Origin of the sequence: Streptomyces sp. NPDC018964 (assembly GCF_044390325.1) — a bacterium.
In the GTDB taxonomy this organism is placed as follows: Bacteria; Actinomycetota; Actinomycetes; order Streptomycetales; family Streptomycetaceae; genus Streptomyces.
Genome location: NZ_JBIRYZ010000025.1, coordinates 85,131 through 111,794, shown reverse-complemented (window position 1 = coordinate 111,794; position 26,664 = coordinate 85,131). Strand labels below are relative to the sequence as shown.

The 26,664-nt window shown below is 73.5% G+C and carries 22 protein-coding genes; 6 read left to right on the top strand and 16 right to left on the bottom strand.

The features are described 5' to 3' along the window. Positions 1 to 11: 11 nt before the first annotated feature. The gene (locus tag ACH5AO_RS30855) at positions 12 to 1,325 is read left to right on the top strand and encodes an ABC transporter substrate-binding protein (RefSeq protein WP_398930369.1); all 1,314 of its coding nucleotides are present in this window, start codon (positions 12 to 14) and stop codon (positions 1,323 to 1,325) included. Between the two features lie 50 nt (positions 1,326 to 1,375). On the opposite strand, the gene ACH5AO_RS30850 is transcribed toward ACH5AO_RS30855, so the two are convergent. Together ACH5AO_RS30850 and ACH5AO_RS30845 are read right to left on the bottom strand one after the other, a co-directional pair. Beyond that, positions 1,376 to 3,106 carry a hypothetical protein gene (locus ACH5AO_RS30850; protein WP_398930367.1) on the bottom strand — a complete coding sequence of 577 codons (1,731 nt, stop codon included), beginning with the start codon at positions 3,104 to 3,106 and terminating at the stop codon, positions 1,376 to 1,378. A 174-nt stretch (positions 3,107 to 3,280) separates the two neighbouring features. Then, positions 3,281 to 4,666 carry a transcriptional regulator gene (locus tag ACH5AO_RS30845; protein ID WP_398930365.1) on the bottom strand — a complete coding sequence of 462 codons (1,386 nt, stop codon included), beginning with the start codon at positions 4,664 to 4,666 and terminating at the stop codon, positions 3,281 to 3,283. Positions 4,667 to 4,973: 307 nt separating this feature from the next. On the opposite strand from ACH5AO_RS30845, the gene ACH5AO_RS30840 reads away from it, so the two are divergent. The 3 genes from ACH5AO_RS30840 (at position 4,974) to ACH5AO_RS30830 (ending at position 8,145) form a co-directional block, all read left to right on the top strand. Next, positions 4,974 to 5,636, top strand: coding sequence for a bifunctional DNA primase/polymerase (locus ACH5AO_RS30840; RefSeq protein ID WP_398930388.1), 663 nt, complete (start codon positions 4,974 to 4,976; stop codon positions 5,634 to 5,636). A gap of 128 nt (positions 5,637 to 5,764) precedes the next feature. Beyond that, positions 5,765 to 6,541 (top strand): ABC transporter ATP-binding protein, encoded by a 777-nt coding sequence (locus ACH5AO_RS30835; RefSeq protein ID WP_398930363.1) that lies wholly within the window; start codon positions 5,765 to 5,767, stop codon positions 6,539 to 6,541. A gap of 5 nt (positions 6,542 to 6,546) precedes the next feature. Beyond that, positions 6,547 to 8,145: a transporter gene (locus ACH5AO_RS30830; protein ID WP_398930361.1), complete on the top strand. Its 1,599-nt coding sequence runs from the start codon at positions 6,547 to 6,549 to the stop codon at positions 8,143 to 8,145. 7 nt (positions 8,146 to 8,152) lie between these two features. Here the strand turns inward: ACH5AO_RS30830 and ACH5AO_RS30825 are convergent, their stop codons facing one another. Further along, on the bottom strand, positions 8,153 to 9,067 hold the full coding sequence (locus ACH5AO_RS30825) for an alpha/beta fold hydrolase (protein ID WP_398930359.1): 915 nt from the start codon (positions 9,065 to 9,067) through the stop codon (positions 8,153 to 8,155). A gap of 567 nt (positions 9,068 to 9,634) precedes the next feature. Beyond that, positions 9,635 to 10,327, bottom strand: a complete 693-nt coding sequence (locus ACH5AO_RS30820) for a metal-dependent transcriptional regulator (protein ID WP_398930357.1) — start codon at positions 10,325 to 10,327, stop codon at positions 9,635 to 9,637. Positions 10,328 to 10,603: 276 nt separating this feature from the next. Here ACH5AO_RS30820 and ACH5AO_RS30815 point away from each other — a divergent pair, with 276 nt between their 5' ends. After that, positions 10,604 to 11,359: an SIS domain-containing protein gene (locus ACH5AO_RS30815; protein ID WP_398930355.1), complete on the top strand. Its 756-nt coding sequence runs from the start codon at positions 10,604 to 10,606 to the stop codon at positions 11,357 to 11,359. A gap of 133 nt (positions 11,360 to 11,492) precedes the next feature. Here the strand turns inward: ACH5AO_RS30815 and ACH5AO_RS30810 are convergent, their stop codons facing one another. The 3 genes from ACH5AO_RS30810 to ACH5AO_RS30800 form a co-directional block, all read right to left on the bottom strand. Then, positions 11,493 to 12,887, bottom strand: coding sequence for a PAS domain-containing protein (locus ACH5AO_RS30810; RefSeq protein ID WP_398930353.1), 1,395 nt, complete (start codon positions 12,885 to 12,887; stop codon positions 11,493 to 11,495). Positions 12,888 to 13,040: 153 nt separating this feature from the next. After that, positions 13,041 to 13,496, bottom strand: coding sequence for a GNAT family N-acetyltransferase (locus tag ACH5AO_RS30805; RefSeq protein WP_398930351.1), 456 nt, complete (start codon positions 13,494 to 13,496; stop codon positions 13,041 to 13,043). Between the two features lie 314 nt (positions 13,497 to 13,810). Further along, the gene (locus tag ACH5AO_RS30800; protein ID WP_398930349.1) at positions 13,811 to 14,911 is read right to left on the bottom strand and encodes a citrate synthase 2; all 1,101 of its coding nucleotides are present in this window, start codon (positions 14,909 to 14,911) and stop codon (positions 13,811 to 13,813) included. A 275-nt stretch (positions 14,912 to 15,186) separates the two neighbouring features. Between ACH5AO_RS30800 and pdxH the strand changes: the two genes are divergently transcribed. Then, positions 15,187 to 15,873 (top strand): pyridoxamine 5'-phosphate oxidase, encoded by a 687-nt coding sequence (gene pdxH, locus ACH5AO_RS30795; protein WP_398930347.1) that lies wholly within the window; start codon positions 15,187 to 15,189, stop codon positions 15,871 to 15,873. A gap of 26 nt (positions 15,874 to 15,899) precedes the next feature. On the opposite strand, the gene ACH5AO_RS30790 is transcribed toward pdxH, so the two are convergent. The 9 genes from ACH5AO_RS30790 to ACH5AO_RS30750 all read right to left on the bottom strand — a co-directional run bounded on the left by ACH5AO_RS30790 (position 15,900) and on the right by ACH5AO_RS30750 (position 26,553). Then, the gene (locus ACH5AO_RS30790; protein ID WP_398930345.1) at positions 15,900 to 16,457 is read right to left on the bottom strand and encodes a hypothetical protein; all 558 of its coding nucleotides are present in this window, start codon (positions 16,455 to 16,457) and stop codon (positions 15,900 to 15,902) included. 3 nt (positions 16,458 to 16,460) lie between these two features. After that, complete coding sequence (locus ACH5AO_RS30785) at positions 16,461 to 17,075, bottom strand: TetR/AcrR family transcriptional regulator (RefSeq protein WP_398930343.1); 615 nt, start codon at positions 17,073 to 17,075, stop codon at positions 16,461 to 16,463. Further along, a complete protein-coding gene (locus ACH5AO_RS30780; RefSeq protein WP_398930341.1) occupies positions 17,063 to 17,797 on the bottom strand; it encodes an enoyl-CoA hydratase family protein in 735 nt (244 codons plus the stop codon). Before ACH5AO_RS30780 ends, ACH5AO_RS30785 begins: the two co-directional genes overlap by 13 nt. Beyond that, positions 17,794 to 19,374, bottom strand: coding sequence for a 4-coumarate--CoA ligase family protein (locus ACH5AO_RS30775; RefSeq protein WP_398930339.1), 1,581 nt, complete (start codon positions 19,372 to 19,374; stop codon positions 17,794 to 17,796). The genes ACH5AO_RS30780 and ACH5AO_RS30775 overlap by 4 nt, the downstream gene beginning before the upstream one ends. Before the next feature lie 34 nt (positions 19,375 to 19,408). Beyond that, positions 19,409 to 20,551 (bottom strand): acyl-CoA dehydrogenase family protein, encoded by a 1,143-nt coding sequence (locus ACH5AO_RS30770; RefSeq protein ID WP_398930337.1) that lies wholly within the window; start codon positions 20,549 to 20,551, stop codon positions 19,409 to 19,411. Positions 20,552 to 20,632: 81 nt separating this feature from the next. Further along, a complete protein-coding gene (locus ACH5AO_RS30765; protein WP_398930335.1) occupies positions 20,633 to 22,477 on the bottom strand; it encodes an acetyl/propionyl/methylcrotonyl-CoA carboxylase subunit alpha in 1,845 nt (614 codons plus the stop codon). A gap of 7 nt (positions 22,478 to 22,484) precedes the next feature. Beyond that, the gene (locus ACH5AO_RS30760) at positions 22,485 to 24,083 is read right to left on the bottom strand and encodes an acyl-CoA carboxylase subunit beta (protein WP_398930333.1); all 1,599 of its coding nucleotides are present in this window, start codon (positions 24,081 to 24,083) and stop codon (positions 22,485 to 22,487) included. Then, entirely contained in the window at positions 24,080 to 25,762 is a 1,683-nt protein-coding gene (locus tag ACH5AO_RS30755; RefSeq protein WP_398930331.1) for an acyclic terpene utilization AtuA family protein, read from the bottom strand. The genes ACH5AO_RS30760 and ACH5AO_RS30755 overlap by 4 nt, the downstream gene beginning before the upstream one ends. Next, on the bottom strand, positions 25,759 to 26,553 hold the full coding sequence (locus ACH5AO_RS30750) for a TIGR03084 family metal-binding protein (RefSeq protein WP_398930330.1): 795 nt from the start codon (positions 26,551 to 26,553) through the stop codon (positions 25,759 to 25,761). Before ACH5AO_RS30750 ends, ACH5AO_RS30755 begins: the two co-directional genes overlap by 4 nt. Positions 26,554 to 26,664: the final 111 nt, after the last annotated feature.

Sequence of the window (26,664 nt, the reverse complement as noted above, 5' to 3'; positions counted from 1 at the left end):
CGTGCGTGAGCATGACCGGCAGGCGACGCATCCGCAGCATTGTCCTCCCCCGCCTCCTCCACCGGCCCGCCAGAGCCGGCGCCCTGACCACGGGCGTGCTGGTGGTGTGCGCGTCGCTCGCCGCCGGGTGCGGGATCGTCCCCGGTGTCGCGGGGAACTCCGGGGACGACGGCCCCCTCACCGTGATGACGTGGGCGCCCCAGGACACCCCGGCCACCAACAAGCCCGGGATGCCCGCGTTCGCCGAAGCGTACGCCCGCTGGATCAACTCCCAGGGCGGTATCAACGGCCGTCGACTCAACGTGCTGACCTGCAACGACAAGAATGACACCGTGGCCGCGGCGCGGTGCGCCCGGCGCGCGGTGCAGGAGAAGGCCGTCGCGGTCGTCGGCTCCTACAGCCAGCACGCCGACTCGTTCATGCCCACCCTGGAGGGCGCCGGAATCCCGTACATCGGCGGTTACGGCATCACCACCAACGAGTTCACCAGCCCGCTGTCCTATCCCGTCAACGGCGGCCAGCCGGCGCTGCTGGCCGGTCTCGGCCGCACCCTGGCCGACACCTGCGGGCCGGTCACCTTGATCCGGCCCGACACCATCACGGGCGACCAGCTGCCCCCGCTGCTCGACTCGGGCCTGGAGGCGGGCGGGCACACGCGCTCCGGTGACCAGCGGGCGGAGGAGGACGCCACCTCGTACGGGAGCCAGGCGCGGCAGGCCCTGGAGCGCACCGCCACGGACACGGCCGAGCAGGGCTGTGTGGTGCCCGCCCTCGGCGACAGCACGGGCACCTTCATGGACTCCTTCCGGCGGGCCCGCGCCGACTACCCCGAGGTGCGCACCGCGACCGTGCTGGGCAGCGTCGACCAGTCGACGATCAACGCGTCCGGCGGGGCGTCGGGGCCGTACGAGGGGTCGTACGTCACCGGCTGGTACCCGGCGGCGAGCGATCCGAGCTGGGACCCGATGAAGAAGGTGATCAAGGCGGAGGCGTTCGGCGACAACCGGATCGACGCCGCGGACGCCGGGGTGCAGACCACCTGGATCGCCTACACCGTGTTCAAGCAGGTCGTCGAGGAGCTGGGGGACGGCGAGGTGAGCGCCGACACCGTGAGCGAGGCGCTGGACGACGGGCTGAAGGTCACCACGGGCGGGCTCACCCCCACCCTGCGGTGGGGCTTCCAGGACGAGCTCGCCGCCGTCGGTTTCCCCCGCCTGGTCAACGCGAACGTGACCCTGCAGGTGGTCCGGGACGGCCGGCTGGTCGCGGCCCGCAAGGGCTTCACCGACGTGACGAAGACGCTGCGGGGCGCGGACCTGGGCTGACCCGTGGTTCCGCCCGGGGCCGGGCGGAACCACGGGTCAGCGGTGTCCGGTCACAGCTGGGTCGGCTGGCGCTCGGTCAGGCCGTACTGCCTGGCGATCGCGTTCCACAGCGCGGCGGCCTTCTTCTTCTCGGTGGTCGCGGTGCCGCTGGCCTGGTTGCCCGCCTGGGTCTGGCCGGTGGAACGGGCCTGGCCCTTCTTGCAGCCCTTCTTGCCGGCGGTCTGGTCGGCCCAGGCGGCGTAGTGGTTGTCGGCCGACGCCGACGCCTTCCACGCCTTGGTGAGCGCGGTGGTCAGCGCCTGGTGTTCGGGCAGCTCGTCCACGGACAGGCCGGCGAGGTCGGTCACCAGCTGGTTGCGCTGTCCGGCCGCCTCCCGCAGGTCCTCGGCCGCCCGGTCGAGGTCGCGGCAGGCCCTCACATCGGCGACCGCGTTGATCACGGTGGTGCGGCTGTCGCCGCTGTCGGCCAGCAGCTTGTCCAGCTCGACGGCCTGCTCACGGGCCGGGTCGGCGGCGGGGGAGGCGGAGGCCTCCACGCTCGCGGGCGCCGTCGCGGAGACGGGCTGGTCGTCGCCGTCGTCGTCGCCGCCCGGGCTGCCGAGCAGCGCGCCCGCGCCGACACCGAGGACGGCGATACCGACGCCGATCGCCGCGATGAGCGGCACGCGTGAGCCGGTACGGCCGCCGCCGCGCCCGCCCCGGCCGCCGGTCGGGGCGCCGGGGCCGGCCGGGCCGCCGGGCGCGGTGCGGGTGGCAGGACCGTGGTCGACGCGCGGGAACTGCTGGGTGGATCCGGCCGGTCCGGCGGCGTCGTCGCGGAAGAGGTTGTCGAACTCGGCGGGCGGCTGCCGGTCGCCGTCACCGGGCGACGGGGTGCCGTAGGGCTGGTCGGTGACGGGGGCGATGTACTGGGTGGCCTCGGCGTCGGGGCCGCCGGCGGGCGGCAGGTGTCCCGCGCCGGGCGCGCCCTGCGGGGGCACGCCCGGGTATCCGCCCGCCCCGGAGCCGTGGGCGGGCAGCTCGGGCGGCAGCGCGCCCGGGCCCACCGGGGGTATGAACTGCGTCGCCCCTTCGCCGGCGGACACCGGCGGTATGAACTGCGTCGCCCCCTCGTCGGCGGACACCGGGGGTATGAACTGCGTCGCCCCCTCGTCGGCGGCGGACACCGGTGGCATGTACTGGGTGACCCCTTCCACCCCGTCCGGCGCGGCGGCCGGCGGGTACTGGGGGGTGCCGTAGCCGTTCTGGGCGGGGGCGCCGTAGGAGTCCGCGTGCGCGGGTGGCAGCGGGGCTCCGGCGGCGTACGGAGCGGCACCGCCGTGCGGAACGTTTCCGTGCGGGCCGGACGGGGCGCTCCCGCCGTATCCGGCGCCCGGCTGCGGGCCGTTCGCGCCGTACGGGGGGTGGCCGCCGTGGGTTTGCGCGTCCTCGGGCGGCAGCGGGCCGGGGCCGCCGCCGTGGGCCGGGGCGGGCGGGTGCTGCGCGCCCCACGGGGACGGCTCCGGGGCGCCCCACCCGCCGTCGGACGGGAGCTGCCGGTCCTGGCCGGGCAGCGGGGCCGGGCCCTGCTGCCCCGGCCCCCAGGGCGTGCCCCAGGTCTGGCCGCCGGGCGGGGCCGAGGCGGGGAACCCGCCGGAGTTCCGGCCGTCCGCACCGCCGCCGGGGGCGACCGGTCCGGTCGTCATGCCCGGCAGCAGGGGTTCACCACCGTCGGAGGGCAGCACGATGCCTTCGCGCGCGGGGCGCGCCGAGGGCTCCTCGCCCTGTCCACTCTGCGTCACCGGGACTCCTACCAATGGGGGACCTTGTGAATCGTCGGCTCACGCTACCGGGTCCCCGGATCCCGGTGCCACGCAGCACGGGCCCTGACCTCCTGCCCTGTGAGCGCGGTAACAGCACCGGGTCACCGCGCCGATCGCCTCACCTCCTCGTCCCCGCCCGTCACGTCCCGGGTGTCACGCCGCCGTCCGGAGCTCCATGCGCGCCCCGAACTCCCTGACCACCGACTCCTCCCGGTACGGCTCGAGGCGCTGTTGGAGGTCCTCCAGGTACTCGGCGCCCCGGTTGGAGCGGAGGCCTCCCAGCAGCTCCACCGCCTTCAGGCCCGTACTGCAGGCCTGTTCGATCTCGCGCTGCTGCACCTGCGCGGTGGCCAGCAGCACATGGCCGATCGCCCGCCGCCGCGCCCGTGACACCGGATGCCCCTCCAGCGCCTGGCGGGCGCACCGCGCGGCGGCGTCCGCCTGGCCGAGGTCCCGGTGGCAGTGCGCCAACTCGTCGGCCAGGTAGGCCTCGTCGAAGTGCGCGATCCACACCGGGTCGTCGTCCGAGGCCGGATCGACGGCCTCCATGGCGCTCACCGCGCGCCCCGCCGCCGTCTGCGCGGCGTACGCGTCGCCCATCAGCGCGTGCCCGCGCGCCTCGGCCGCGTGGAACATCGCCTCCGCGCGGGGTGTCACGCGCCCCCGCGCGCCCTCCTGCGCCGCGCGTGCCAACTGCGCGATCTCACGCGGGTTTCCGAGCTGTGCGGCCAGGTGGCTCATGGAGGCGGCGAGCACGTACCCGCCGTACCCGCGGTCCCCGGCCGCCTGCGCCAGCCGCAGCGCCTGGATGTAGTAGCGCTGGGCGAGGCCCGGCTGCCCGGTGTCGACGGCCATGTACCCGGCGAGTTCGGTCAGCCGCGCGACCGCCGCGAACAGGTCGCGTCCCACGGCCTCGCGGTACGAGCCCGCCAGCAGTCCCGAGACGACGCTGTTGAGGTAGTGGACCACGACCGGGCGCACGTGCCCGCTGCCGTACTGGTGGTCCAGGTCCACCAGCGCCTGCGTCATGGACCGTACGGCCGCCACGTCGGACTGTCCCACGCGCGGCCCGGTGGAGCGCGCCACCTGCCCGTCGGGCGCCGAGATCAGCCAGTCGCGGCTCGGCTCCACCAGCGCGGACGCGGCGATGGAGGAGCCGGACAGGAAGTCCCGCCGGCCCACGTCGCTGCGCCACAGCTCGCAGACCTGCTCGATGGCCCCCAGCACCGTCGGCGAGAACTGGAGGCCGACGCCCGACGCGAGGTTCTTGCCGTTGGCCATGCCGATCTCGTCGATCGTGACCGTACGGCCCAGTTTGCGGCCCAGTGCCTCCGCGATGATCGCCGGCGCCCGGCCCCGCGGCTGCTGCCCGCGCAGCCAGCGCGCCACCGACGTCTTGTCGTAGCGCAGGTCGAGGCCGTGCTCGGCGCCGCACATGTTGACCCTGCGGGCCAGTCCGGCGTTGGAGCATCCGGCTTCCTGGATGAGCGCCTGCAGCCTTTCGTTCGGCTGCCGTGCGACGAGAGGCCTTGCGGCCATTGGCGTACCCCCTGAGGCTGCGGTGCCCTGCCCACGCACCGAGTTGACGTGTCTTCCGCGGCCGTACGTCTCGCGTCCCGGCGGGAAGTGCGGCCGGGAAGATCAATGCCCCGCCGAAGTGCCGACAATGCGGGACATGTGAGGATTGCCGGGGTAACGGCGGTTGCCGGCCCCCCTCCTGGTTACCCACCGGGGACGCGGATCCTCTCGCGCGCCCCCGCCGATGCACCCATGCGCCCCGAACAAGGAGCCGATGCTCCTCCCCCGCGCATGCGCGGGGGCGTAACCCCTGGTGACGGCCGTAGTTGTGTTCATCGTGGAAGAGACGATCGCGGGCGCCGACGCCGTACAGATCCCGAAGCAGCGCGGGGAATCGCTGCTGGACACCGCAGTTCGCTACGCCGAGGAGCGGCACTGGGACGTGTTCCCCGGCACCTGGCTGGAGGCCGTCGACGGGGTGCAGCGCTGCTCGTGCGGTGACGCCGCGTGTCCTTCACCCGGCGCGCACCCGGCCCGCCCGGACTGGGCGGCCCAGGCGACCGGCAGCGCGACCGTCGCCCGCCGGATGTGGCAGAAGCAGCCGGCCGCGTCGATCCTGCTGCCCACCGGACGGACGTTCGACGCGATCTCCGTTCCGGAGACGGCGGGGTTCCTGGCGCTCGCGCGGATGGAGCGGATGGGGCTGACGCTGGGACCGGTCACGGTGACGCCGGACCGGCGGACGGAGTTCTTCGTCCTGCCGGGGGCGTCGGCGAAGGTGCCGGACCTGCTGCGCAAGCTGGGGTGGTCGTCGGCCTCGCTCGACCTGGTGGTCCTCGGGGAGGGGGCGTACGTGGCCGCCCCGCCCACGCGGTTCGGGTGCCGGGGGGCCGTGCAGTGGGCCTGCCGGCCCACGGCCGTGAACCGGTGGCTGCCGGACGTGGAGGAGTTGGTCTCGCCGTTGGCTTATGCGTGCGGCAGGGATCGGTAGGGCGCCCATGTGATGTGCGTGGTCACTGTTCATTGGCGACTGCGGCGCCGTCGTGGCTGATCGCGCAGTTCCCCGCGCCCCTTCAGGGCGCTGCACTCCCCGTAGGCTTCCAGCCAACGAAGGGAGTCGTGGTGAGTGTCAGCGCCGTGCGTGTGCGGGGGCTCTGGAAGCGGTTCGGGGAACAGGTCGCGGTCGGGGGGATCGACCTGGAGCTGCCCGCGGGGCGGTTCATCGGGCTGGTCGGACCCAACGGGGCCGGGAAGACCACCACCTTGTCCATGGTGACCGGGCTGCTGCGGCCCGATCAGGGAACCGTCGAGATCGCCGGGCACGACGTGTGGCGGGATCCGGTGGAGGTCAAGGCCCGGATCGGGGTGCTGCCGGAAGGGCTGCGGCTGTTCGAGCGGCTGTCGGGGCGTGAACTGCTCGCCTACACCGGGCGGTTGCGGGGACTGCCCGGCGCCGAGGTCGACAAGCGGGCCACGCAGCTGCTCGACGTCCTCGATCTGGCCGGTGCCCAGCACAAGCTCGTCGTCGACTACTCGACCGGCATGCGCAAGAAGATCGGACTCGCCGCCGCCCTGCTGCACAACCCGGAAGTCCTCTTCCTGGACGAGCCGTTCGAGGGGGTCGACCCGGTCTCCGCGCAGACCATCCGGGGCGTTCTGGAGCGGTACACGGCGTCCGGCGCCACGGTCGTCTTCTCCTCCCACGTCATGGAGCTCGTCGAGTCGCTGTGCGACTGGGTGGCCGTGATGGCCGCCGGCCGGATCCGCGCCCACGGTCCGCTCGCCGAGGTGCGCGGGGACGCGCCCTCGCTGCAGCGGGCGTTCCTGGAGCTCGTCGGCGCGGACGGCCGGGACGCCGGTGCGGATCTGGACTGGCTGGGCGGGGGTTCCCGGTGAGCGCCGTGAGCACTCCCGCCGCCCTCACCTCGGTCTTCGTCCGGCTGAAACTGTCCCTGCTGCGCAACGGGCTGCGGCAGTCCGGCGGGCGCAGGGCCGCGTACATCGCCTCCGCCGTCGTCGTCCTGCTGTTCGCCGCGCTGCAACTGCTCGGGCTGATCGCGCTGCGCGGCTCCGGTCACGTCGAGTCGCTGGTGGTGCCGCTCGTGGCGGTGCTGGGCCTCGGCTGGGCGGTGATGCCGCTGTTCTTCCCCGGGGGCGACGAGACCCTCGACCCGACCCGGCTGGTGATGCTGCCGCTGCGGCCGCGGCCGCTGGTGCGGGCCCTGCTCGTGTCCTCGCTGGTCGGCATCGGGCCGCTGTTCACGCTGTGCCTGCTCGCCGGCTGCGTGATCGCCGTCGTGCACGGCGGGGCGGCGTTCGCCGTGGGCGTCCTCGCCGTGCCGCTGGCGCTGCTGGTGTGCGTGGCGCTCGCGCGGGCGGTGGCCGCCGCCAACGTGCGGCTGCTCACCAGCCGCAAGGGCCGGGACCTCGCGGTGCTCAGCGGGCTGGTGATCGCCGTCGGGGCGCAGCTGGTCAACTTCGGGGCGCAGCGGCTGGGTTCCTCCGGTCTGGAACAGCTGGACCCGGTGGCGGACGTACTGGGGTGGTTCCCGCCGGCGTCGGCGGTCGCCGCGGTACACACGGCGGGCGAGGGGGCGTACGGGGTCGCGCTGGCGCGACTGGCGCTGAGCGCGGCGGCGCTGGCGGGGCTGCTCGCGCTGTGGTCGCGGTCCCTGACACGGCTGATGACCTCGCCGGACGGTTCCACCCTCCAGGCGGCCGGGGACACGGCGGTCCGCGACCGCGCGTCGACGGGCCTGTCCCGGCTGCTGCCGCCGGGCCGCACGGGTACGGCCGTGGAGCGCAGCCTGCGCTACGTCTGGCGCGATCCGAAGACGAAGGCCGCGTGGGTGACCTCGCTGGCGGTCGGGCTGCTCGTGCCGGTGTTCAACGCCTGGCAGGGCACTGGCTCGGTCTACTTCGCCTGTTTCGCCTCCGGGATGCTCGGCATCCAGATGTACAACCAGTTCGGGCAGGACACCTCGGCGTTCTGGATGGTCGCGATGACGATCTCGTCGGCCCGGGACGCGTACGTGGAGCTGCGCGCCCGCGCGCTGGCGCTGCTGCTGGTCACCCTGCCGTACGCCACGCTCGTCACCGTGCTGACGACGGCGCTGCTGGGCGACTGGGCGCGGCTGCCGGAGGCGCTGGGCCTGTCCTTCGCGCTGCTCGGCGCGATGCTCGCGACGGGCGCGTGGACCTCGGCCCGCTTCCCGTACTCGATCCCGCAGGAAGGCCACAGGAACGTCGCCCCGGGGCAGGTCGGGCTGGCCTGGCTCTCCCTCTTCGGCGGCATGGTCGCGGCGGCGGTGCTGTGCGTCCCGGTCATCGCCCTCACCGTCTGGCTGAACATCGCCGAGGGCGGCGACGACTGGCTGTGGCTGCTGCTGCCGGTGGGCACGGCGTACGGCGCGGCCCTGGCGTTCCTCGGCCTGCGGCTGGCCGCCCCGCGGGCGGCCGGCCGGCTGCCGGAGATCCTGACGGCGGTGAGCAAGGGCTGACCCGCGGTCAGCCCTCGCCCGGTGAGTCCGGCGAGTCCGGTGACTCCAGTGACTCCAGTGACTCCAGGAAGGGTTCGATCGCCGCGAGCCAGGCCTCCGGTTGGTCGTAGTGAACCAGGTGGCCGGCGTCGGTGACCTCCGCGTACCGGCCGCGCGGGAGGACGCGGACCATTTCCTGGGCCTCCGCGCGGCCGAGTTCGCCGTCGAGGCCGCGGACCACCAGGGCGGGGCAGCGCACCTGGGCGAGCTCCTCCCAGTGCGCGTCGAACACCCAGGTCTCGCGGGAGCGGAGCATCTGGTCCGGGTCGAACACCGGACGCCAGCCGTCCGGGGACTCGGCCATCACCTCGGCGTAGAAGGCGCCGCGGGCCGGGTTGGGCCGCTCCACCCAGGGGTCGTCCTCGCCGAACCACTTGCGTACGTCGGCGAGCGTGGCGAACGGGACCGGCCAGGCCTTGAACCACTCGGCCCACTCGCGCTGCGAGGCGGCCCCGAGGGCGGAGGCCCGCATGTCACAGATGACCAGCCCGCGCACCAGGTCGGGGCGTTTGGCGGCGAGCTGCCAGGCGGTCAGCGCGCCCATCGCGTGGCCGATGAGGACGGTGGGGCCGAGGCTGAGCTGCTCCAGGGCGGCCTCGGCGTCGTCGACGTAGGCGTCACGGGTGAAGGAGGCCCGCGGGGGCTTGTCGCTGCGGCCGTGGCCGCGCTGGTCGAGGGCGACCGCGCGGTACCGCCCGGAGAGCCGGCGGGCGGTGGACGCCCAGTGCGAGGCGCGGCCCATCAGACCGTGCAGCAACAGCACGCCGGGGGCGTGCCGCGCGGCGCTCTCCGCCTGGTCGGGCCCGTCCTTGGGCGGGTCGCCGAACTCCCAGGCGGCGAGCCGCACGCCGTCCGCCCCGGTCACGTCGATGCGTCGCACCATGGTCCTGGCACCCCCCAAGCTCGCTGCCTGCCCGTTGCCCGTCGTGCTGGCCCTGTGTGCCGGCCCTGTCCGTTGCCACCACCCGCAGATTATCGAATGGCTATTCGAAAACGGCTTCTTGCCCGGCAACACCCCTCGTTCGAGTGACACCCCGAGGGGATTGATCGCCGTGGCCCGGGGGAGATTTTCAAGCGGGAGGCGGACCGCTCGGGGAAACCGGTCCGAGGGGAATGACCCTGAGAGCTCGGGGCTCCGGGTCAGCACAGGGGAGGACAGGCCCCGGCGCCGTGCGGCGCCGGGGCTCCTCACGTGGTCACGGCACATCGTCCCGCCCCTCCCCTGCCGGGACGGCATCACTGCCGGGCCGGCCAGAGCCACTCAGGTCATATGCCTCACGCGACAGCCTCGCACGCGAATCCGGCGAGCGCTGCGATTCGGCGCAGTGGATCTCGGATTCGTCGCGTTCACACCGACAGGCGCGCACCGGAGGGCGCGCGTACCGGAGAGTGCGCCCGCCCGGCGTCCCGTCCCCGCCAAGCCCTGTCCCGCCCCTGTCCGGTCGGCCGGTCAGGGCTTGGCGACGAACACGTGCGAGGCCACCTCCGACTCCAGCTCGGCCGCCTCGCCGCCGCTGCCCACCAGCACCCCGCCCGCCGACTCGGTCACGCTGACCACCGAACCGGGCTGTACGCCCGCCCGGCGCAGCGTGTACATCAGCTGGGCGTCCGTCTGGATCGGCTCGCCGATCCGGCGCACCACGACCGTCTTGCCCCCGGCGCCCGGGTCGAGGTCGGCCAGGGACACCATGCCCTCGTCCAGGAACGGGTCGGCCCCGTCCTTCTCGCCCAACTCCTCCAGGCCGGGGATCGGGTTGCCGTACGGCGACTCGGTGGGGTGCCTCAGCAGCTCCAGCACGCGGCGCTCGACGGCCTCGCTCATCACGTGCTCCCAGCGGCAGGCCTCGGCGTGGACCTGCTCCCACTCCAGGCCGATCACGTCGACCAGGAGGCACTCGGCGAGCCGGTGCTTGCGCATCACGCGCGTGGCCAGCCTGCGGCCCTCCTCGGTGAACTCGAGGTGCCGGTCGGGAGCGACGGACACCAGGCCGTCGCGCTCCATGCGCGCCACGGTCTGACTGACCGTCGGGCCGCTCTGGTCGAGCCGCTCGGCGATCCGGGCGCGCATGGGGACCACACCTTCCTCCTCCAGCTCGAGGATGGTGCGGAGATACATCTCCGTGGTGTCGATCAGTCCGGACATACATGCCCCTCGATGAGATCTGCGGATGGCTCTGCCGGAGGCTGGACGGCTCACCGGCGCGTGCGCTGGCCCAGGACTCAATTCTGACGCATACGACCGACAACCGGGCCGCGCATGAGAACGAAGGACTCCGCGGAGGGCCCCACGGAGGGGGAACGGAGGGCTCCGCGGAGGGGAAACCGCGCGATCGGGCGCCGTGTTGACACGACGCTGGTCCAGACCGCACGGTGATCCGCAACACTCTCCCGCACCACGAAGTGCCCGAAGGGATGCCGCATGAGCGACCGCACGCCGGCCGACCGGTTCCTCGACGCCGCCATCGACCTGCTGCGGCGGATCCGTGACGAGGAGGCCGAGTCCGTCGCGGCGGCGGGCACGCTGCTCGCCGACACGGTCGCGGAGGGCGGCCGGCTCTTCGCCTTCGGCGCCGGGCACTCCTCGCTGGCCGCGCAGGACCTCGTCTACCGGGCCGGCGGACTCGCCCTGATGAACCTGCTCGCCGTCCCGGGGGTCGTCGGCGTCGACGTGATGCCGGCCACGCTGGGCTCCGCCCTGGAGCGGGTCGACGGTCTCGCGGGTGTCGTGCTCGACTCCTCACCCCTCCGCGCGGGCGACGCGCTGATCATCGTCTCGCTGTCCGGGCGCAACGCGCTGCCCGTGGAGATGGCCATGAAGGCCCGGGAGCGGGGCGTGCGGGTGATCGGCGTGACGTCGGTGGAGTACGCGGCGCGGACGACGTCCCGGCACTCCTCCGGGACGTTCCTGAAGGACCACTGCGATCTCGTGCTGGACTCCCGGATCGCGGTCGGTGACGCGGAGCTCACCCACGACAACGTGCCCGCGCCCTTCGCCCCCGCGTCGACGGTGGTCACCTCGGCGCTCCTCCAGGCCGTCGTCGCCACCGCCGCCGCCACCCTCGCCGACCGCGGCATCGAGCCACCGCTCCTGCGCTCCGGCAACGTGGACGGCGGTCACGAGTGGAACGCCCGCATCATGGACGAGTACGGCGACCGGATCTTCTACCGCCACTGAGATCGCCCCCACCCCGCCGTCGCCGGGGCGCCGGAATTCAGCCCCTCCGGCGTTTGAGGAGCGGGGGTCCGGGGGCGGCGCCCCCCGGGACGGGACGGGACGGGAAGGGGCGGCGGGGGCGAGAGAACACATGTCACCGGTCGTCGCCGAGGAGCCCCGCCAGATCCAGGGCCGTGGCGATGCGGACCGCCACGTCCTCCGCGTACATCGTGTCGGAGCGTTCGAACGCGTTGCGGCCCGCCCCCCGCAGAAACGTCACGGCACCCAGCGTGCGCCCCCGGCTCCGCAGCACCGTGCACAGGGCGTGCACCGCGTCCCCCGGCCACTGCCGGGACAGCGCCCACGCCCGCGCCTCCTCGGCACCCATGGACCCGGCACCGGCCCGCACCGTCCCGGCCCGCTCCACGCACTGCACCGCCGGATGCCCCTCGCCGTACCGCACCGGCAGCCCCGCCCGTCCGGCGAGCCTGCTCGGTCCCGGCGTACCGGACGGGGTGGCGGCGATCCGCACCAGCCGCACCCGGTCGGCGTCCCGGCCTCCGTCGGCCACCCGGTCGATCAGCGCGTGGTCGGCGAACCCGGCCAGCGCGAAGTCCAGGTGTACCGTCGCCGCCTCCGCCGGATCCTCGCACTCCGCCGCCACGCGCGCCGCGCGGTGCAGCTGCTGCGCGCGGAACCGCAGCAACGACGCCTCCTGCTCACCCTGCCGGGACCCGGTCACGTCCTGGAACAGCCAGCCGACCCCCAGCGGAACCGGCTCCTCCGCCAGTGGTGACGACAGCCGCACGAACCCGCTCCGCCAGCACCGCCGCCGCTCGCCCTCCGGCGTGCGCACACTCACCCACAGGTCGGCCGGCGCGGGCGGCGCTCCCTCCGCGAGCACATGGGTGAGCGCGCTCTCCAGCTCCTCCACGCCCTGCGCCAGCAGCTCCCCCAGCGGCCGCCCCAGTACCGACGTCCGTCCCGCGCCCAGCGCCCGCGCGGCGTGCGGGTTCACCACCGCGGGCCGCAGATCGGCGTCGACCAGGACGACCCCCCAGCTCGCGTCCTCCAGCAGCGCCTCGCTCAGCGCGATCGACCGCTCCAGGTCGATCTGCGCGTGCACCTCGCTGAACGCGCAGTACACCCCCGCCGGCTTCCCGTCCGGCCCGCGCACCGCCGCGGACTGGGTCCGCACCAGCACCCGGCCGCCGTCCTTCGTCAGCAGCGCGAACTCGTCGACCTGCCGGCCCGGCGCGTCCATGGCCGACATCAGCCGCGCCTCGACCTCCTCGGCGTCCGCGCTGCGCACGGCCCACCCGGCGAAACCGGCCCGGCCCACCGCCTCGTCCGCGCTCCAGCCGAGGATCCGCTCCGCCTCGCGATTCCAGTGCGTGACCGTCCCGTGCGCGTCGAAGGCGCACAGGGCGGCGTCCATGCCGTCGAGCAGCGCGGCGAGGAGGTCGGAGCCGTCCGGCCCCTCCCGCGCGGGCTCGGGCTCGTCCGGCCCCAGCTCGTCGGTGGTCCCACTACGTCGGGAAGCACTCACCTGGACCCCCTGCAGGCCGCGTCCGCACGTACGGCACGACGGTTCCCTCACTTGCAATCATTCAACTTGAACGTGACTCAGCGCACATCGGGTTCCCGCAAGATTGCGGGAATCGTCGTACGCGGTCGCCTTCCCGCGAAACGGCCGCCCTCCCTACCCGGGGGAAGTCACCAAGCGCAGGTCGACCCACTCGTCCCTCTCGCCGTCCAGCACGTACCGCTCCCGCTCGACGAAGCCCTTCGCCGCGGCGAACCGCAGCCCCTCCGTGTTGGCCGCCAGCACCACGGTCTCGACCTCCTCGGCCCCGAGCCCGCGCGCGTGCGCCAGCCCCTTCTCGTAGAGCGCCGCGCCGATGCCCCTGCCCCGGTGCTCGGGCAGCACCCGCGCGATGACGGTCGCCACGGCCTCCTCGCCCCGCGGGGGCCGTACCGTCGAGCAGCCGACGAGTACGTCACCGTCGTACGCGTTCTCCAGCCGGTACCCGCGCGCGAGCCGTTCCCGCGCCTCGTCGGGCGGCATCGCGGCGGGCGGCACGACCGCGTTGTGGACGCGCCGCCACTGCTCCAGCATGGCGTCGCCGTCCACGACGTCGATACGAAGATCGCTCATCCGGCAAGCCAATCGTGTCCCCGCGCGGGGGTCAACGAAAAAAGTGGTTGATACGGCGCCGATCGCTTCCTAGGGTGGCAGTACTTCGGAAAGGAGGTGGTTCGGCAGATGTATGACGACCGGACGGAAGAGGTGGCTGCGGGCCAGTAGCCCGTCGCCGTACTCGGTTCGGCGCCGGACCGGCGTGTGCGAGATACACGCAACCGGCCCAATCCAACGCAGTCACCCGACCCGCGAGTCGCCGGTAACGTCCGGCCGGCTCCTCCCCAGGGAGGAACCAGACTCGCGGGTCGCCTGCGTTTCGGGGCCTTTCCTCAATGGGCGATGTCCGCGTACCCCTCGATCTCGCGCGGGTCGCGCGTGCCCGGGCCGACGTAGCGGGCCGAGGGCCGGACCAGGCGGCCCGTGCGCTTCTGCTCCAGGATGTGCGCCGACCAGCCCGCCGTACGGGCGCAGGTGAACATCGAGGTGAACATGTGCGCCGGGACCTCGGCGAAGTCCAGCACGATGGCCGCCCAGAACTCCACGTTGGTGGCGAGGACCCGGTCGGGGCGGCGGGCGTGCAGTTCGGCCAGGGCGGCCTTCTCCAGGGCCTCGGCGACCTCGAAGCGCGGGGCACCGAGTTCGCGGGCGGTGCGGCGCAGGACGCGTGCGCGGGGGTCCTCCGCGCGGTAGACGCGGTGGCCGAAGCCCATCAGGCGCTCCCCCTTGTCGAGGGCCTGCCGGACGTACGCCTCGGCGTCCCCGGTGCGCTCGATCTCCTCGATCATGCCCAGTACGCGCGAGGGCGCGCCTCCGTGCAGGGGCCCCGACATGGCGCCGACGGCGCCCGAGAGGGCCGCCGCGACGTCCGCGCCGGTCGAGGCGATGACCCGCGCGGTGAACGTGGAGGCGTTCATGCCGTGCTCGGCGGCCGACGTCCAGTACGCGTCGACGGCCGCGACGTGCCTGGGGTCGGGTTCGCCGCGCCAGCGGATCATGAAGCGTTCGACGATGGACTCGGCCCTGTCTATCTCGCGCTGCGGCACCATGGGCAGGCCTTGGCCGCGCGCGGACTGGGCGACGTAGGACAGGGCCATGACGGCGGCGCGGGCGAGGTCGTCGCGGGCCTGCTCGGCATCGATGTCGAGGAGCGGTTTCAGGCCCCACACGGGTGCCAGCATGGCCAGCGCGGACTGCACGTCGACGCGGATGTCGCCGGAGTGCACGGGGATCGGGAACGGCTCGGCGGGCGGCAGTCCGGGGTCGAACGCCCCGTCGACGAGCAGTCCCCACACGTTGCCGAAGGAGACGTGCCCGACCAGGTCCTCGATGTCGACGCCCCGGTACCGCAGGGCGCCGCCCTCCTTGTCGGGTTCGGCGATCTCCGTTTCGAACGCGACGACTCCTTCGAGCCCGGGTACGAAGTCGGACATCTGGCGGCTCCTTGTGAGGTGGGTGACAGATGGTGGTATGGGGTGGAACGGACCCGTTTCGGAAGTCGGCGGAAGCGTGGACGGGCGTCCGGTGGATCCACGGTCCGTGTCGAACGGACTCGCGGTCCGGGACGTCACCCCTGTGATGCCCGGCTGGCGGTCACCCAACCGGATCAGTGGCAGCACGATATCTCCGAGTGCCATCTTTGGGGAGGGTTCGCGGCACTCAGTGCCACCACGTGATGGAGGACACCCCGTTCTCGGGGGGTCGGCGCATGCGGCAGGATGACGGCGTGACCGACCGAGACGCCGTCCCCTTCGCTCTCGCCTCGATGCGCAAGCAGTACCGGACCGAGGGGCTCTCCGAGACCGACCTGGCCGCCACCCCCGTCGAACAGTTCGCGCGCTGGTTCCAACAGGCCGCGACGGACGGCGGGCTGTTCGAACCGAACGCGATGATCGTCTCGACGGCGGACGCGGAGGGCCGGCCCAGCTCGCGCACGGTGCTGCTGAAGCACTTCGACGACGACGGGTTCGTCTTCTACACGAACTACGGCTCCCGCAAGGGCCGCGACCTGGCGGAGAACCCCCATGTCTCGCTCCTCTTCCCCTGGCACCCGATGGCCCGGCAGGTCATCGTCACCGGTACCGCGCGCCGTACCGGCCGCGACGAGACGGCCGCCTACTTCCGCACCCGCCCGCACGGCTCCCAGCTGGGCGCGTGGGCCAGCGGCCAGTCCTCGGTGATCGCCGGCCGCGCGGAGCTCGACGCGTCCTACGCCGACCTGGCGGCCCGCTACCCGGAGCACGAGCAGGTCCCGGTGCCACCCCACTGGGGCGGCTTCCGGGTGGTCCCGGAGGCGGTGGAGTTCTGGCAGGGCCGGGAGAACCGGCTGCACGACCGCCTGCGGTACGTGGCGGAGGCGGGCGGGGGCTGGCGGGTGGAGAGGCTCAGCCCGTGAAGGGGCGGGCGTGACCGCGCGGGTTCCTACAGCTTGCCCCAGAGGTACGCGGTGCGGTGGCCGTCGAGCAGCCCGGTCAGCCGGGCGCGGAAGGCGTCGGTGAGGTCGGGCCAGTTCCAGAACTCGAAGCCCAGGCAGCCGAAGGCGAGCGGGGCCTCGTCCCAGGCCCAGTCCGGAACGGCGACGGCGGTCGTGCAGGCGGGGCACTCGACGGTCGCGGCACCGGTGTCGTACCACGTCCGCATGGCGGTGCCGAAGCGCTGCCATGTCTCGTCCTCCAGGGGGGTGGAGGCTCCGCAGCGCGGGCAGAGGGCCGCGCCCGGCATGTCCGCGCCGCTGGTGAAGCCGGTGCGGCGGGTGTGGACGGCGAGTCCGTCCCAGGGCTCGAAGTCCCAGTCGTCGGTCACCGCACGTTCCCAGTGCGGGCCGGGCGGATGTCCCAGGGGCTCTCCGAGGACGCATTTCGTGCGTTCGGCGAGGACGACGCCCTCCGCCGCGAGCCGTTCCACCACCCGCCGGGCGAGCCGGGCGGCGTCCGCCTCGTCCGCGTCGAGGTCGACGATCACCTGGAACCGGTCGCCCATGGGTCAGCCCAGCGCCTCGTCCAGCAGTGCCGCCCACTGGGCCACCACGCGCTCGCGGCGGGCCGTGTCGTCGGTGAGGAGGTTGGCGAGACCGAGGCCCCGGGCCATGTCGAGGAGGCCCTGGACGGTTTCGCGGACGCCGGGGCAGGACTCGTCGGCGCCGAGGAGGTCGACGGCGACGCGGTGGGACTCGCGGCCGACGCGCAGTTCCAGCTCGGTCACGCGCGGGCGCAGCTGTTCCTCGTTGGAGGCGGCGACCCACAGGTGGAGCGCCGCGCGGAAGACGGGTCCGGTGTAGAGGTCGACCAGCGCCTCGATCACCGCGCGGCGGTCACCGGCCGCGGCGCCTTCCGGGAAGAGGGCGCGCAGGGCGGTGGAGCGCTCCTCGGCGACGTACTCGACGGCGGCCGTGAAGAGGTCCTCACGGGTCGGGAAGTGGTGCTGGGCGGCTCCCCGGGAGACGCCCGCGCGTTCGGCGACGACCAGGACCGTGGAGCCCGCCCAGCCGTGTTCGGCGAGGCAGGCCACGGCGGCTTCCAGGAGCCGCTGCCGGGTGGCCCGGCTGCGGTCCTGCTTGGGGACTCGTTCGGCACGGTCGGCCGTGCTCACACCACCCATTCCGGATCCCGTCGTTCGAGGAAGGCCGTCATTCCCTCGCGCGCGGGGGCGGAGGCGAAGAGGCGTGCCGAGAGCGCGGTCAGGTCGGCCGCGTCCCGGTCGAAGGTCTCCAGCACCCTAGCCGTGAGCAGCCGTTTCGTCTCGGCCAGGGCGTCGGGGGCGGATCTGCGCAGGCCGTCGAGGATCGGGGCGAGGACCTCGTCCACGTCGTCGCCGGCGGCGGTGAGCAGGCCGATGCGGGTGGCCTCGGCGGTGTCGAGGTGTTCGCCGGTGAGGTAGTAGCGGGCCAGGGCGCGCGGGTCGGTGCGGGGCAGCAGCGGCAGTGAGATCACGGCCGGGGCGACCCCGATGCGGACCTCGGTGAAGGCGAACGTCGCCGCGTGGGAGGCGACGGCGATGTCGCAGGCGGCGAGCAGGCCGAGGCCGCCCGCGCGGACGTGCCCGGTGACCCGCGCGAGGACCGGTTGGGGCAGCTCGACGATCTGCCGCAACAGGCCCACCAGTGCCTCGGGGGCGGGCGGGTCGCGCAGGTCGGCGCCCGCGCTGAAGGTGTTGCCGGTGTGGGTGAGGACCACCGCGCGGACGCCGGTGTCCTCGCCGGCGCCGGTGAGCGCGTCGGCCAGTTCGCCGACGAGGGCGGCGGACAGGGCGTTGCGGCGCTCCGGGGCGTCGAGGGAGAGTGTTTCGACGCCCCGCGCGCGGGTGCGGCCGATCAGGGTCACGAGGGCTCCTCGCGCGCCGCGCGGAGTTCACGGCGCAGGATCTTTCCGGAGGCGGCGCGCGGGACGCCGTCGATGAAGGTGACGTGCCGGATGCGCTTGTAGGGGGCGACGCGTTCGGCGACGTACGTCATGATCTCGCCCGCGGAGAGGTCCGGGGCGGACGGCTGGCGGACGACGTGGGCGTGCGGTGCCTCGTTGCCGTCGTCGTCGTAGACGCCGATGACGGCGGCGTCGGCGATGCCGGGGTGGGTGAGGAGCAGCGCCTCGAGTTCGGCGGGGGCGACCTGGAAGCCCTTGTACTTGATGAGTTCCTTCACGCGGTCCACGACGAAGAGCCAGCCTTCCTCGTCGACGCGGCCGACGTCGCCGGTGTGCAGCCAGCCGTCCTCGTCGATCATGGCGGCGGTGGCGTCGGGGCGGCCGAGGTAGCCCTTCATGATCTGCGGCCCGCGGATGAGGATCTCGCCGGGCTCACCGGGGCCGAGGTCCTCGCCGGGGTCGTCGAGGGAGACGATCCGCATCTCGGTGCCGGCGATGAGCTTGCCGACGGTGCCGGGGGGCGCGTCGTCCATGGCGTCCAGGGGGACGACGTGGGTGCCGGGCGACAGTTCCGTCATGCCGTACGCCTGGCCGACGGGCGGCAGTCCGAGCCGCCGCGAGCAGGCGGCGGCGAGGCCCGCGTCCAGGGGCGCGGCGGCGCTGACGACGTACTTCAGGGACGACAGGTCGTACCGGGCGACCAGGGGGTGCTTGGCGAGGGCCAGGACGATCGGCGGGGCCACGTACAGGCCGGTGATGCGGTGGTTCTGGATGGCCGCGAGGAACGTCTCCAGGTCGAAGCGCGGCAGGACGACGACGGTGGCGCCCTGCCGGAGCGGGGCGTTCATCAGGGCGGTCAGACCGTAGATGTGGAAGAACGGCAGGACGGCGAGGACGCGGTCGCCGGGGCCCGCCGTGATCAGCGGCTGGAGCTGGGCGAGGTTGGTGGCGATCTGGCGGTGGGTGAGCATCACGCCCTTGGGGACGCCGGTGGTGCCGGAGGAGTACGGCAGGGCGGCGACGTCCTCGGCCGGGTCGATGGCGACCTCCGGCTCGGGCGCGGTGGAGGCCAGCATGTCGATCAGGGAGCGGTGTCCGGGCGCGCTGTCGCAGACGAGGATCTCCTCGATCCCGCCGGCCAGTTCGGCGGCCCTCCGCGCGGTGTCCAGCAGCGGTGAGACGGTGACGATCCAGCGGGCCGCGCAGTCCTTCAGCTGCTTGCCGAACTCCTCGGCGGTCGCCAGGGGGTGCACGGTGGTGACGGAGGCGCCCGCGCGGGTGGCCGCGTAGAACGCGGTGGGGAAGGCGACCGTGTTGGGGCTGTGCAGGGCGAGCACGTCCCCCTTGCGCACGCCCGCCTCGGCGAGTCCCGCGGCGACCCGCCGGTGGAAGCGGTCCAGCTGCTCGTAGGTGAGGGTGGTGCCGTCGGTGCCGTCGATCAGTGCCGGGGTGCTCCCGAACTCGGCGGCCCGCGCGAGCACCGCGTCGTGGATGGGGAGTTCTACGGGCGGGACGTCTGCGTACTCGCTTCGGAACACGGTTCCTCCAGGACGGCCGAGGGGCCATGAGGGCTCAGTACGACTTGGGGAGGCCCAGGGTCTGGTGGGAGACGTAGTTGAGGATCATCTCCCGGCTCACCGGGGCGATACGGGACACGCGCGCGGCGGTCACCAGCGAGGCGAGCCCGTACTCGCGTGTGAGGCCGTTGCCGCCGAGGGTGTGCACGGCCTGGTCGACGGCCTTCACACAGGCCTCGGCCGCCGCGTACTTGGCCATGTTGGCGGCCTCGCCCGCGCCGATGTCGTCGCCGGCGTCGTAGAGGTGGGCGGCCTTCCGCGTCATCAGGCGGGCCAGTTCGAGGTCGATGTGCGCCTGGGCGAGGGGGTGGGCGATCGCCTGGTGGGAGCCGATGGGGGCGTTCCAGACGGTGCGTTCACGCGCGTACGCGACGGCGCGGGCGAGCGCGTAGCGGCCCATGCCGATCGCGAAGGCGGCCGTCATGACGCGTTCGGGGTTGAGGCCGGCGAAGAGCTGGAGCAGGCCCGCGTCCTCGTCGCCCACGAGGGCTTCCGCGGGCAGCCGTACGTCGTCGAGGACCAGCTCGAACTGCTTTTCCACGGCGTGGAGTTCCATGTCGATGGGGCGCCGCTGGAAGCCCTCGGCGTCGCGCGGGACGATGAACAGGCAGGGCTTGAGCTTCCCGGTGCGGGCGTCCTCGGTGCGGCCCACGACGAGGGTGGCGTCGGCGATGTCGACGCCGGAGACGAACACCTTGCGGCCGGTGAGGATCCAGTCGGTGCCGTCGCGGCGGGCCGTGGTGGTGAGGCGGTGGCTGTTGGAGCCGGCGTCGGGTTCGGTGATGCCGAAGGCCATCAGGCGGCTGCCGTCGGCCAGGGCGGGCAGCCATTCCCGCTTCTGGGCCTCGGTGCCGAAGCGGGAGATGACGGTGCCGCAGATCGCCGGGGAGACGATCATCATCAGCGGGGGGTTGCCGGCGGCGCCCATCTCCTCGAGGACGAGGGAGAGTTCGGTGATGCCGCCGCCGCCACCGCCGTATGCCTCCGGCAGGTTGACGCCGATGTAGCCGAGCTTGGCGGCTTCCTGCCAGAAGGAGCGGTTGTCGGTGCTGCGGGTGGCGCGGGGGTACTTGCTCGCGAACGCGGCGACCGCTTCTCGGAGGGCCTTGTGCTCTTCGGATTCGATGAGGGTGTTCATGTGGCTCCTTCGACTGCGGGTTGTGTGTGGCTGGTCGCGCCCACGCGGCGATAGCCGCACACCGGGCACAGCCCCGCGCCCCTAGGGGGTTTCCTCCACGACCGCCAGAAGGGTGCCGGGTTCCACTTGTTGGCCGAGGGCCGCGCGGAGGGTGCTCACGACTCCCGTGACCGGGGCGGTGATCTCGTGCTGCATCTTCATCGCCTCCAGCCACAGCAGGGGCCGGCCGGCCTCCACCTCCGCGCCCTCGGTCAGGCCCTCCGCGACGCGGACGACCGTGCCCGGCATGGGGGCGAACAGGGAGCCGGGGGCGTGCTGGGCGGTGGGGGTGGGGAAGCGGGGCAGGGCGGTGAGGGTGGTGGCGCCGACGTGGACGCGGTCGCCGTAGCGGCTGACCTCGTAGCGGCGCCGTACGCCGTCCACGTCCAGGACCACCAGCCCCGCGTCGGCGTGCACGACGTGCACCCCGTCGGCCGTGAGGCCGTCGCGCGTGTGCCGGTAGCGGACCTCGTGCTCCTCGCCGGCCATCGCGTACCGCTTGACCTGCGGCTGCGAGGGCAGGTTGCGCCAGCCGCCGAAGCGGGAGCGTCCGTGGGCGTCGGCGAGGGCGGCGGCGAGCGGGGCGTACGGGTCGGGGGCCGGGGCGGTCAGCTCGGGCAGGTGGCGGTCGTAGAAGCCGGTGTCCATGCGGGCCTGCGCGAACTCCTCGTGCCGCAGGGAGCGGACGAGGAGGTCCCGGTTGGTGACGGGGCCGTGGATCACCGCGCGGTCCAGCGCCGAGGCCAGTTTGCGGACCGCCTCCGCGCGGGTGGGGGCGTGGGCGACGACCTTGGCGAGCAGGGGGTCGTAGTGGACGCCGATGTCGTCGCCGTCGGTGTAGCCGGTGTCCAGGCGTACGGCGCCGGGGACGGCGAGGCGGTGCAGGCGGCCGGTCTGCGGCGCCCACCCCTGGGACGGGTCCTCGGCGTAGAGGCGGGCCTCCACGGCGTGCCCACGCGCACGTGGCGGGTCGCCCGAGAGGGCGTGGCCCTCGGCGACGCGGATCTGCTCGGCGACGAGATCGATCCCGAGGACGGCCTCCGTCACCGGGTGCTCCACCTGGAGGCGGGTGTTCATCTCCAGGAAGTGCGCCCGGCCGCCGGCGACGAGGAACTCGACGGTTCCGGCGCCGACGTAGGAGACGGCACGCGCGGCGCGTACGGCGAGGGCGTGGAGTTCGTCCGTGAGCCTCGGGGCGAGTCCGGGCGCCGGGGCCTCCTCGATCACCTTCTGATGGCGGCGCTGGAGGGAGCAGTCCCGGGTGCCCAGCACCCACACCGTGCCGTGCGTGTCGGCGAGCACCTGCACCTCGACGTGCCGGCCGCCCTCCACGTACGGCTCGACGAACACCTCGCCGTCGCCGAAGGCGCTCGCGGCCTCCGCGCGGGCGGCGGTCAGCTCGCCGTCCAGGTCCGCGAGGCGCCGTACGACGCGCATCCCGCGCCCGCCGCCGCCCGCCGCCGCCTTCACCAGCACCGGCAGGTCGGCCTCGGTGACCTCGCGCAGGGGCTCGATGCCCATCAGTTCCTTGGCGCGCGTCTTGGACGCCATCGCCTCGATCGCCTCCGGGGGCGGCCCGATCCACACCAGGCCCGCGTCCCGTACGGCGCGCGCGAAGCCGGCGTTCTCGGAGAGGAAGCCGTAGCCGGGGTGCACGGCGTCCGCGCCGGCCGCGAGGGCGGCCTTCACGATCAGGTCGCCGCGCAGGTAGGTGTCGGCGGGGGCCGTCCCCGGCAGGCGTACGGCGGCGTCGGCCACGCGCGCGTGGAGGGCGTCCTCGTCGGCGTCCGAGTGCACGGCGACGGTTCGGATTCCCAACTCACTGCAGGTGCGGGCGATCCGGCAGGCGATCTCGCCCCGGTTCGCGATCAGCAGGGAAGTGATCATCGGTCCCTCACATCCGGAAGACGCCGAAGCCGCCGCGCGCGCCCTCGTAGGGCGCGGTGTGGACGGCCGACAGGCACAGGCCGAGGACGGTGCGGGTGTCGCGCGGGTCGATGACGCCGTCGTCGTACAGCCGCCCCGACAGGAACATCGGCAGGGACTCGGACTCGATCTGTCGCTCCACCATGGCGCGCAGCGCCGCGTCCGCCTCGTCGTCGTACGGCCGTCCCTTCGCGGCGGCCGACTGGCGGGCGACGATGGACAGCACGCCGGCGAGCTGCTGCGGGCCCATGACGGCGGACTTGGCGCTGGGCCAGGAGAAGAGGAAGCGGGGGTCGTAGGCGCGGCCGCACATGCCGTAGTGGCCGGCGCCGTAGGAGGCGCCCATGAGGACGGACAGGTGGGGGACGCGGGAGTTGGCGACCGCGTTGATCATCATGGCGCCGTGCTTGATGATGCCGCCCTGCTCGTACTCCCTGCCGACCATGTAGCCGGTGGTGTTGTGCAGGAAGAGCAGGGGGATGTCGCGCTGGTTGGCGAGCTGGACGAACTGGGCGGCCTTCTGGGACTCCTCGCTGAAGAGGACCCCTCGGGCGTTGGCGAGGATGCCGACGGGGTAGCCGTGCAGGGCCGCCCAGCCGGTGGTGAGGCCGGCGCCGTAGAGGGGTTTGAACTCGTCGAAGTCGGAGGAGTCGACGATCCGCGCGATGACCTCGCGCGGGTCGAAGGGGATCTTGAGGTCGCCGGGGACGATGCCGAGGAGTTCGTCCTCGTCGTACTCGGGCGGGGCGGCCGGTCCCGGGTCGCCGTACGCCTTGCGGTGGTTGAGGCGGGCGACGGTCCGGCGGGCCTGGCGGAGCGCGTCGGGTTCGTCGACGGCGAAGTGGTCGGCGAGGCCCGACACGCGCGCGTGCATCTCGGCGCCGCCCAGGGACTCGTCGTCGCTCTCCTCCCCGGTGGCCATCTTCACCAGCGGCGGGCCGCCGAGGAACACCTTCGCCCGCTCCTTGACCATGATCACGTGGTCGGACATGCCGGGGATGTACGCGCCTCCGGCGGTGGAGTTGCCGAAGACGACGGCGATCGTGGGGATGCCGGCCGCCGAGAGCCGGGTGAGGTCCCGGAAGATCGCGCCGCCGGGGATGAAGATCTCCTTCTGGGAGGGCAGGTCGGCGCCGCCGGACTCGACGAGGCTGATCACGGGCAGCCGGTTGGCGAGCGCGATGTCGTCGGCGCGCAGGGCCTTCCTCAGGCTCCAGGGGTTGCTGGCGCCGCCGCGCACGGTCGGGTCGTTGGCGGTGATCAGGCACTCCACGCCCTCGACGACCCCGATGCCGGTGACGAGCGAGGCGCCGACGGTGTACTCGCTCCCCCAGCCCGCCAGCGGGGACAGTTCCAGGAAGGGCGTGTCGGGGTCGAGGAGCAGCTCGACGCGCTCGCGGGCGAGCAGCTTGCCGCGCTTCCGGTGCCGTTCGACGTACTTGTCGCCGCCGCCCGCGAGGGCCTTGGCGTGTTCGGCGTCGAGTTCGGCGAGCTTGGCGAGCATGGCGTCGCGGCGCGCGCGGTACTCCGGGTCGGTCGTGTCCAGGGCGGATGCGAGGATCGTCACAGGAGGGCCTCCGGGATGTCGAGGTGCCGGGAGCGCAGCCATTCGCCGAGCGCCTTGGCCTGCGGGTCGAAGCGGGCCTGCGCGGCGACGCCCTCGCCGAGGATGCCCTCGACCACGAAGTTGAGGGCGCGCAGGTCGGGGAGCGTGTGCCGGGTGACGGGCAGGGTGCGGGCCTCGGGGATCAGCTCGCGGAACCGCTCGACGGTCAGCTCGTGCGCGAGCCACCGCCAGGCGTCGTCGGTGCGGACCCAGACGCCGACGTTGGCGTTTCCGCCCTTGTCGCCGCTGCGGGCGCCGGCGAGGAGGCCGAGGGGGGCTCTGGTGGTGGGTCCCGCGGGCAGCGGTTCGGGGAGCGCGGGTTCCGGTACGTCGTCGAGTACGGCGGTGTCATGGGGCGCGTCCACGGCGATCCGGCGTCCGTCATGGAGGACGGCCACATGGTCGACGTCTCCCTGGGGGACGTACACATCCTCGAAGACCCCATAAGGGGAGCCCTTGCCCGGTGGTGCCATCACATGGAATCCGGGGTAGCTGGCCAGTGCCAGCTCGACGGCGGCCCCGCTCAGCACTCGTCCGATCTTCTCCTGGTCGGGGTCCCGTACGACGAGCCGCAGCAGCGCGCTCGCGGTCTCCTCGGTGCCGGCGTCGGCCCGGTCGGTGCGGACCAGCTCCCAGCGCGCCTCGGCGGGCGGCGACTCGGCGAGCGCGTCGCCCATCTGCTCCTTCACGAGGCCGGCCTTGGCCTCGATGTCGAGCCCGGTGAGCACGAACACGACCTCGTTGCGGAAGCCGCCGAGCCGGTTGCGCCCGACCTTGAGCGTGGGCGGCGGGGCTTCCCCCCGGACGCCTTCGACGCGCACCCGGTCGGGCCCGTCCTGCCGTAACCGCACGGTGTCGAGGCGTGCGGTGACGTCCGGCCCGGCGTACCGGGCCGCGCCGGTCTCGTACAGCAGCTGCGCGGTGACGGTGCCGACGTCGACGAAGCCGCCGGTTCCGGGGTGCTTGGTGATGACACCGCTGCCGTCGGCGTGGATCTCGGCGAGCGGGAATCCGGGCCGCCGGAGGTCGCCGGGGCGGCGCTCGCCGAAGAAGGCGTAGTTCCCGCCGGTCGCCTGCGCCCCGCACTCCAGCACGTGCCCGGCGACGACCGCCCCCGCCAGCCGGTCGTGGTCCGTCGGCTTCCAGCCGAAGTGCGCGGCGGCGGGCCCCGTGACGAGGGCCGCGTCGGTGACCCGCCCGGTGACGACCACGTCGGCGCCCGCGCGCAGGCACTCGGCGATCCCGAAGCCGCCGAGGTAGGCGTGGGCGGCGAGGCTGCCGGGGTACCGCGCGGTGAGGTCGTCGCCCTCGACGTGGGCGACCCGTACGGGGAGGCCGAGCCGGCCGGCGAGGGCGCGTACGGCGTCGGCGAGTCCGGCGGGGTTGAGTCCGCCCGCGTTGGTGACGATCTTCACGCCCCGCTCGTGGGCGAGGCCGAGGCACTCCTCCATCTGCCGCAGGAAGGTGCGGGCGTACCCGGCGTCCGGATCCTTGAGCCGGTCGCGGGCGAGGATGAGCATGGTCAGTTCGGCGAGGTAGTCGCCGGTGAGGACGTCGACCTCGCCGCCGGTGAGCATCTCGCGCGGGGCGTCGAAGCGGTCGCCGTAGAAGCCGGAGAAGTTCCCGATGCGCAGGGTCACCGGGTGCCCTCCTTCGGCGGGCGTCCGGCTCCCGGCGGCCCGGCGAAGGCCTGGGCGATGTCCAGCCAGCGGTCGGCGTCGGGGCCGTCGGCGGTGAGGGCGAGGTCCGCGCGGTGGGCGCGCTGGGTGACGAGGAGGCAGAAGTCGAGCGCGGGGCCGGTGATCCGCTGGGGCGCGTCCTCGGGACCGTACGCCCACACCTCGCCCCCCGGTCCGGTGAGTTCGACCCGGAAGGGATCGGCCGGTGGGGTGAGTCCGTGCGTCGCGTAGGCGAAGTCCCGGGTCCGCACCCCGAGCCGGGCCACATGCCGGAGCCGGTCGGTGGGTGGCCGCGTCACACCGATCGCGTCCGCCACGTCCAGACCGTGGGCCCAGGTCTCCATGAGGCGGGCGGTGGCCATGGAGGCGGCGGACATGGGCGGCCCGTACCAGGGGAACCGCGCCCCGGCCGGCGCCTCCCGCAGCGCCTTCTCCAGCGCCGCGCGCCCCTCGCGCCACCGCGCGAGCAACTCGGCGGGCGCGGACCGGGCGTACTCCTCGGCGCCCTCGTCCACGAAGGCGTGCGGGGCGGCGAGGGCCTTCTCGACCAGCGCCCGGAACCCGTCCGGGTCGGTGACGGCGAGCAGCGCGGAGCGGTCGGTCCAGGCGAGGTGGGCGATCTGGTGGGCCACGGTCCAGCCCGCGGCGGGCGTCTCCCGCCCCCACTGCTCCACACCCGCCCCGGCCACCAGCCGGTCGAGGTCGTCGCTCTCGGCACGCAGATCGTCGATGACACGCGTCGGGTCGGCCATGAGGGGAGCATGGCAGGGACGAATAAAACAATCAAGCGTGCTTGCTCGCTTTTGCCGGCCGGGGCGGCAACTCACCCGCTTGCTCAAAATATTAGCCTGCGCTAATTTCTT